The 739-nt window shown below is 58.5% G+C and carries 1 protein-coding gene; it reads right to left on the minus strand.

Annotated elements, in window-relative coordinates; all coding sequences use genetic code 11:
- Positions 1-58 precede the first annotated feature (58 nt).
- On the minus strand, positions 59-739 hold a 681-nt coding region (locus tag ACOCD2_RS23740; protein WP_293689897.1), incomplete at its 5' end, for a putative bifunctional diguanylate cyclase/phosphodiesterase.

The following is a 739-nucleotide window of genomic DNA, read 5'->3' on the forward strand; positions in this document are numbered from 1 at the left end:
GCCTACTTTGTTTTCCCTCTGGCGCAAGGCACGCCGGGAAAACAGTGCGGCCTCGCGGCTACTGGGGTCTACCAGCCTTCGCTTCGCTCTCCATGGCTGGCAGCGAGCGTGAGATGTCCGCCAGCCTGTCTTCCATCTCGCTCACCGGCAGCGGCCGGGAGAACAGATAGCCCTGCATGTAGCCACAGCCGGCTTCCCTGAGAAACTGGCGCTGCTCGTCCGTTTCCACGCCCTCGGCCACTACCCGGATGCCCAAGCTGTCCGCCATGGCAAGAATGGCCGTAACCAGGGAGACGTCCTCGTTGTCATCGGGCAGATCACTGACAAATGCCCGGTCTATCTTCAGAAAATCCACGGGGAAACTTTTCAGGTAACTCAGGGACGAATAACCGGTACCAAAATCATCCACCGCCAGCCTGACGCCGCATGACTTGAGCTCATTGAGCCACCTGACCGCCTGATCCGACTCCTTCATCAGCAGGTTCTCGGCAATCTCGAGCGTCAGGTAACGGGAAGACAGACCACTTCGGTCAAGAATCTGCTGCAGCATGTCCGCGCCAAAGCCCTGATCATGCTGACGCACGGACAGGTTGACCGACAGGCTCAGCCTAACACCGAACTTTTCCTGCCACTGCCGCATCTGTCCACAGGCTTTTGCAAAAACCCATTCCCCGATAGCACCAATCAGCCCGGTTTCCTCGGCCAGGGGAATAAACCGGTCAGGGCTGATCATACCTAG

Origin of the sequence: Thiolapillus sp. (assembly GCF_048562965.1) — a bacterium.
GTDB lineage: Bacteria > Pseudomonadota > Gammaproteobacteria > Chromatiales > Chromatiaceae > Thiolapillus > Thiolapillus brandeum_A.